Source organism: Micromonospora sp. CPCC 206061 (assembly GCF_036906915.1).
Lineage (GTDB): Bacteria > Actinomycetota > Actinomycetes > Mycobacteriales > Micromonosporaceae > Phytohabitans.
The window spans coordinates 1-5,850 of record NZ_JBAKHX010000165.1 but is presented as its reverse complement, the minus strand read 5'-3'; the positions used below and the strand labels follow the sequence as shown (position 1 = coordinate 5,850).

General features: G+C 66.6%; 7 protein-coding genes. 4 read left to right on the top strand and 3 right to left on the bottom strand.

The window, feature by feature from the left end; genetic code table 11:
* Positions 1-52: 52 nt before the first annotated feature.
* Together V6V89_RS40945 and V6V89_RS40940 are read right to left on the bottom strand one after the other, a co-directional pair.
* A complete protein-coding gene (locus V6V89_RS40945; protein WP_334625114.1) occupies positions 53-721 on the bottom strand; it encodes a tyrosine-type recombinase/integrase in 669 nt (222 codons plus the stop codon).
* Positions 718-1,932, bottom strand: a complete 1,215-nt coding sequence (locus tag V6V89_RS40940; protein ID WP_334625112.1) for a site-specific integrase — start codon at positions 1,930-1,932, stop codon at positions 718-720. The genes V6V89_RS40945 and V6V89_RS40940 overlap by 4 nt, the downstream gene beginning before the upstream one ends.
* 613 nt (positions 1,933-2,545) lie before the next feature.
* Here V6V89_RS40940 and V6V89_RS42030 point away from each other — a divergent pair.
* The 3 genes from V6V89_RS42030 to V6V89_RS40930 are packed head-to-tail and all read left to right on the top strand — an operon-like array spanning position 2,546 to position 3,893.
* Positions 2,546-2,977 (top strand): ThiF family adenylyltransferase, encoded by a 432-nt coding sequence (locus V6V89_RS42030; RefSeq protein WP_442935325.1) that lies wholly within the window; start codon positions 2,546-2,548, stop codon positions 2,975-2,977.
* Positions 2,925-3,323 (top strand): hypothetical protein, encoded by a 399-nt coding sequence (locus V6V89_RS40935; RefSeq protein WP_334625111.1) that lies wholly within the window; start codon positions 2,925-2,927, stop codon positions 3,321-3,323. Before V6V89_RS42030 ends, V6V89_RS40935 begins: the two co-directional genes overlap by 53 nt.
* Before the next feature lie 18 nt (positions 3,324-3,341).
* Positions 3,342-3,893 carry a Mov34/MPN/PAD-1 family protein gene (locus tag V6V89_RS40930; RefSeq protein ID WP_334625115.1) on the top strand — a complete coding sequence of 184 codons (552 nt, stop codon included), beginning with the start codon at positions 3,342-3,344 and terminating at the stop codon, positions 3,891-3,893.
* Positions 3,894-4,919: 1,026 nt separating this feature from the next.
* On the opposite strand, the gene V6V89_RS40925 is transcribed toward V6V89_RS40930, so the two are convergent.
* Positions 4,920-5,108: a hypothetical protein gene (locus V6V89_RS40925; RefSeq protein ID WP_334625109.1), complete on the bottom strand. Its 189-nt coding sequence runs from the start codon at positions 5,106-5,108 to the stop codon at positions 4,920-4,922.
* A 44-nt stretch (positions 5,109-5,152) separates the two neighbouring features.
* Between V6V89_RS40925 and V6V89_RS40920 the strand changes: the two genes are divergently transcribed.
* Positions 5,153-5,746, top strand: a complete 594-nt coding sequence (locus V6V89_RS40920; protein WP_334625108.1) for a WD40 repeat domain-containing protein — start codon at positions 5,153-5,155, stop codon at positions 5,744-5,746.
* Positions 5,747-5,850: the final 104 nt, after the last annotated feature.

Below are 5,850 nucleotides of genomic sequence, written 5' to 3'. Positions count from 1 at the left end.
CACCGACCCACCCTCCACGGTCGATGACCGCCCAAACCAACCCACAGATCAGTCAGAAGAGCCCGAAATGGGGGTAGATCACCGCCGTTCCTGCCGAGGAAACGAAGAATGCCTCAGTTCTCGGTCGAGGCTGGAACCGATTGCGTTGCTCAGCATATGAGGCGAGCGCGTCCACAGTGGAGGATTTCAGGGGAAGTTGTCGGGACTTGCCGAATTTGGAGGTGCGGACGGTGATGGTGGCCTCGGCCCAGTCGATGTCGAAGCGCTCCAGACGAAGGGCCTCACCGACTCGCATCCCGCTGGCTGCCAGCAGGCCGATGAGCGTCTGGTAAGTGGCCGCTCGCAGCGGTGTGGGGATCGAGCGGGCGGCTTCGGCCATCAGCGCCCGAACGTCGGCTGCGGAGTAAATGAACGGTGCACGCCAGCGCTGACGGTAGGTCACCAGGCCAAGCGGCGGCACCTGCGTGCAGGGATCGATGCCGGCCATGTGGCGGGCAAATCCTCTGGCCACTGTCATCCGCCGGGCCCGCAGATTGCTGCCCGGACCTGCGTTGGGCTGTAGTACCCACGCCAGGGCCGCGTCGACGGTGATCGTCGTGATGCCGGTGTCGTCCAGGTGGGCGACGAAGCGGGGAAGCAACCGCGCCACCTCGGCTAGGTCGTGACCGAGTGCCCGCCGCAGGCGAAGGTACTCCCCGGCCTGCTCGGCCAGGGTGCTCATCGTTCGGTCCCCGGCCAGGGCCGGGCCACGGTGCGCAAAGCGGTCCGGTCGAGCTTGGCATAGACCGAAGTGGTGGCCAGGTCCCGGTGACGCAGTACCTGGCTGATCTCGACCAGGTCGCCTCCCTGGCGCAGCATCTGGGTGGCCAGCGCATGACGAAGGCGATGCCCGCCCACCGGTTCCAGCCCAGCGCGGCGGCAGGCGCGGTAGACGACGCGCGTGATCGACCTGGGATGGATCCCGCGGAACGGTGCATAGCAGGTGAGGAACACCTTCGGGCAGCGCGAGGCCGGACGGCCGTGCCGCAAGTACGCAGCGATCGCCTCACCAGCCTCGACAGTCAGCGGAAGCCGTTCGTCGCGGCGGGCCTTGCCCCGCACGAGGATCTCCCCAGCACGCCAGTCAATGTCGCCCAGTTGCAGGGCGGCGACCTCACCAGAGCGCAATCCCAAGCGTGCCAGCAGGCTCAAAACCGCCAGATCGCGTAGCCCGGCGGGCCGGGAACGATCGCAGCCCTCCAGCAGAGCAGTGACCTGCGCGGCGGTCATCGTCGCCGGCAGCCGCGTGTCTCGCCAACCGGCGACTGGCGGCATAGCCGATCCCAGATCGGTGGCCGTAAGCCCTTGCAGGTAAAGGAACTTCAGCAGCGACCGCAGGTCAGCGGCTTCCCGTTTGGCTGATTCGACCACCAGCCGCGAGCAGCACTCCAACAGGTAACCATTGATCTCTGCGCCATCGAGACCTTCGGCCCCCGTCTCACCGCCGCCGGGCTGCGATGCCCGCCGGACGAGGAAACGCTTGGCCATCCGCAGATATCGAAGCACAGTGAGCGGAGCCAAACCCCGATCCTGGACCAGGTAACGACTGTAAAGGCCCAGCAACTGCGCCAGGGCCGTCACCGGCAGCGCCGGCGCGGGCGCCAGCACCCGCTGCTCGCGCAGGTGATCGAACAACGGCACCAACGTGCGCATCGTGGGCACCCTCTGCTGCCCCGCCGCCCGCCAGACCTCTAGAAACTGCTCCACCCGTTCCGGTGTGAGCTCAGCGACCGAGAGCCCTTCAAGCACAAGCCATCGGCTCAGCCGACCGACGACCTCGATGCGTTCCCGCACCGACCTGGACGAATAGCCGAGCTGCTCCAAACACCGCCGATAGCCCGCAACGAAAGGCGCCAACGGCCCCTCGCCCTGGACCCACAAGACCGTAGCCATCCTGCCTCCTCCTTCCCGGAGCACCACGCTCCGGCAAGGAAAGACTCAAGGCTCAGGGCAGCGACTGCGACCGCGAGACCCAGCGATTATCCCGACCACCCCCACCGCCGACACCGCGGAACCCGCCCGCCACCACCGTTCCAGGGCTCCGCCCAACAGCCCTCGGGATAATCCCGAGGTCGGGATAAGTCGACGCCGAGAACGCCGGATACCTCTACCAGATCTCCGCTGGGCCAGAGGCACCGCTGCTTCCGGTGGCAATGAAACCGGAGCGTAGGCACTTCCTCAACTTTGGCGACGTACGACCTGGTGGCCTGTGGTACCGGGTCAACGCTGACCTACACGCACTGTGGTACCTGAGCCAGCGCCGCATGACCGAGCTAACACTGGCCGGTTTCAGGGGATTCGTGACATCTGGCTTCGTTAGCCCGGGTAGAAACACGTACATCGCGCTCACGTACGCACCGGACACGGTCGACCGCTTTCCTGACGCGCCGGTCCCCGATCTGGCGGCCTGGCACGTCGCGGGCGACGGCGTCACGCCGCTCGACATCGAATGCGAGCCGAGGTCCTCGGAAACGCACAGCTTGCTCCGTACTGGCCGGCTTAGCACCTGACCACGACCACCATCATGGTGGTCGGCGTGGGCAGCATCGGCGGCGCCGTGGCGCATGCGCTCGCCGCGTACGGCGTCGGTCACCTCATCCTTGTCGACTATGACCGGCTGCGATGGCACAACCTGGTCCGTCACGTCAGTGGCGCAGCGCACGTCGGTCGGCTCAAGGTTTCGGCAGTCCGCGAAGACCTGCAGGTGCTTCGACCGGAGACCAAGGTCACCGCGTTGCCCCTGGATGTCGTGACCGACGCCGACCAGATCCGCGCCCTACTGGCCGGATTCGGACATCGTGGTGGGCGCAACCGACGGGGTCTCGGCCCGACGGGTGATCAGCCACCTCGCCCGACGAGCCAAACTCGACGCCATCCTCGCGTGCGTGCTGGAAGACGGCGGCATCGGCGAACTGCTGCGCCTGCGGCCCTGGCGTGACCGCGGCTGCCTGGTCTGCCAGCGCCAGGCACTCGGCGATGCCGGATCGATCGACCCCGAACCGGCCATCGACTCTGGCTACGGGCAGGGCACGCGACACCGTCCCATGACCGCCGTCGGCGCAGAACTTCATCTGGTCGGGCAACTGGCCGCCAAGGCGGCGGTGGCGACCATCCTGGAACGGCACGGCTCGGCCGACCAGAAATTGCCCGGCGACCACGCCATTGTCTCGCTGCGACCGCAGCCCGGCCGGGCTGCGCCGTTTGACCTGACCCGCGCGGAGACGATCCGGTGGCGGCGGGGCGCGGCTTCGATCCCCGGCTGCCCCACCTGCGAGGATCCGTGAACCGGCGGCACCAAACGGATCGAGCGGGTCGTCCTTGCCCCTCGCGCCGCCACGACAATCCGCGACGAGGCGCAGCGGTCCGCCGACGGCAACGAGACCGGCGGCCTGCTCCTTAGCCACGCCGATGACACGCCCGCATGGGTTCGAAGCGCCGGAGACCCCGGACCGGCGGCCGTGCACCGGCCCACCTTCTTCCTCCGCGACCTGCGCCATGCCCAGCAACTCGCCGCGGATGCCTTCGCCCGCGACGGCGGCGAATGGATCGGCGAATGGCACACCCACCCGGGCGCCGCGCCGATCCCCAGTGCCCGGGACCTGCACACCTACCTCGGGTTCCTTGCCGACCCTCAGCTACGGTTCAACGCCTTCATCGCCGTGATCCTCGTGGAACGGCTGCGTGACAGCGACGCCAACCGGCTCATCACCTGCTCGCTGTCGCTTCCGAGCAAGCCGACGATGTGCCGGTATCGCGGCGCAGCCGACGAGCACACGGCGGGCGGGCCGTACGGCGGTTGCTGCGCGACCGGTGGTCGGCGGGATACGGTGCCGCTGTGTCCGTCATTGACCTGAGTGCTCCGTACTCAAAGCCGCCGCTTCAAAGGCAGTCAGACGTGCGCAAGATCATGGGGGTGGTGGCTATCGTGGGCCTTGCCTGTCTTACCGGTGAACCTAACGATCGCGCCTCTAACGCGCCCGCGTCTAGATGTGTGCCCGAGCAAGTCGTTGTTGTGCAACCAGAGGCGTCTGCCGAGCGGCCCAGGAGCGTCGTTGTCGATGTGCGGACGGGACAGATCGTGTCCACTGGTCCGTGTGTACCTGCTCAGGTCGAGAATTGAGTAGATGCGAGGTCGCGTGCGGCGGTGGCAGGGCGACCATAGAAGGCGTGTGGCCGCCCGGTGCGTCCGGGCGGCCACACTGTGGTGACGCAGGATTAATGGATTCTCACGGAGGTTCCGGTCACCTCGGGCTCGTTGAACCCTACGGCGGTGTTCGGCCCCAGCCTTGGGCCGCATGCCCCAACCCAGCAGAACGTGGCGGTGTAGTTGCCGGTGTATGCACTTCCACGATTTGGCCAGGTGCCCGTGGAGGTGCCGGCGCTGCCGTAGAAGCCATGATCAGCGTAGGGCACTCGACTGGCGCGGTAGCACGCGTCCGTGGGCTCGCAATAGGACCGCCTGGTGATCATGGTGGTCATCGGAAGACCCTCGCTGACCGCAAGGACCGCCCCAGTCTTCGCGTCGAGGGTGACAGTCTTCGGCACGGCCGAGACGAGGAAACTCGCGCTACTTGCGGTCGGTTCGGATATGGCCGCATGTGCAGCCGATACGCCACCGGCGACGATCCCTCCGCTGATCGCCACAACCGCGAGGCTGCGACCGACCCACTTCAAACGCATCCAATCACTCAACGTAACTCCTCCGTGTCGGTGAGTGATGCCGCAGTGGAGCGTATCAGTAGATCTCCACATGTGAGTATCTGAATGAAGTTTCTTTTCAGCCATCGCCTTGCGCATGACGCCCGGCACCCCGCTCCTGCTTCGCGCGCGAACCGCCGACCGGACGCTCACCCTCGAAGAGACCCGGATACCGGGCCGTGTTAGGGATCCTGTGTGGACGGTGTCGTGGTGGGGGCGAGTGCGAACAAGCCCGGTTGGGTCTCGGCGAGGATCTGGCGGGCGACGAGGCGTTTGAGCATGGCGCGTAGTCCTTCGGTGTCCTTGGGTGCGGTGCCCACGCCCAGCGCGAGGCACACGTCTTTGGCGCGCATCGCGTCGGTGGCGAACACGGCGAGGATGTGTTGATAGGCGGGGCTGACGACGGTCGCGTCTGGTGGCGGTTGTCGGGTCCGCCGGTCAAGGCGATCAGGGTTGTGCGGGTGATTGCGAGGTCGGCCAGTTCAGTCTCGACGCGGGCGAGTTGTGGACCGGCTTTACGGGCAACGTGCTTGCGATGGCGATAGCTTCGGACGCTACTTGGATCGCCAGCGCTAGCGATGACGGCACAGTTCGGTTGTGGGATGTAGCAAGCGGCACTCAGCGCGTCAGAATCTCCGCCCACGCCAACCAGGTATGGGCAGTGGCGATCTCTCCAGATAGCACCTGGATCGCCAGTGCAAGCGCCGACGGGACCGTGCGACTGTGGGACGCTACCAGCGGTGCCCAACTCATCAAGCCGGCCAACCACACCGCCAAGAAATCAGCTTCGGCAGCAACCACGGGCCGCGGCGGGCGTGCTCCCCTCGGCGCCACGATCATGCGGGCTTGGGACACCACCCAACGCGCCGAGATTACCGGGGCTACGGGTGCCGTTTGGGACGTGAGGATCGCGCCGGACGGCACACGGCTCGCCTGCATCGACGACGACAGAACCTTGCGGTCCTGGGACAGTGATTATGGGGAGCTTCCCGCCCGACGTGACGAGTAGCGCGGGCTGACGGCGTAGCCGTCATCGAAGGGATGCGTCGAGTTGGTTGTAGTGCGCGAGGTACTCGCGCACTACGGCGAGCAGATGTCGGGTGTTGTAGATCA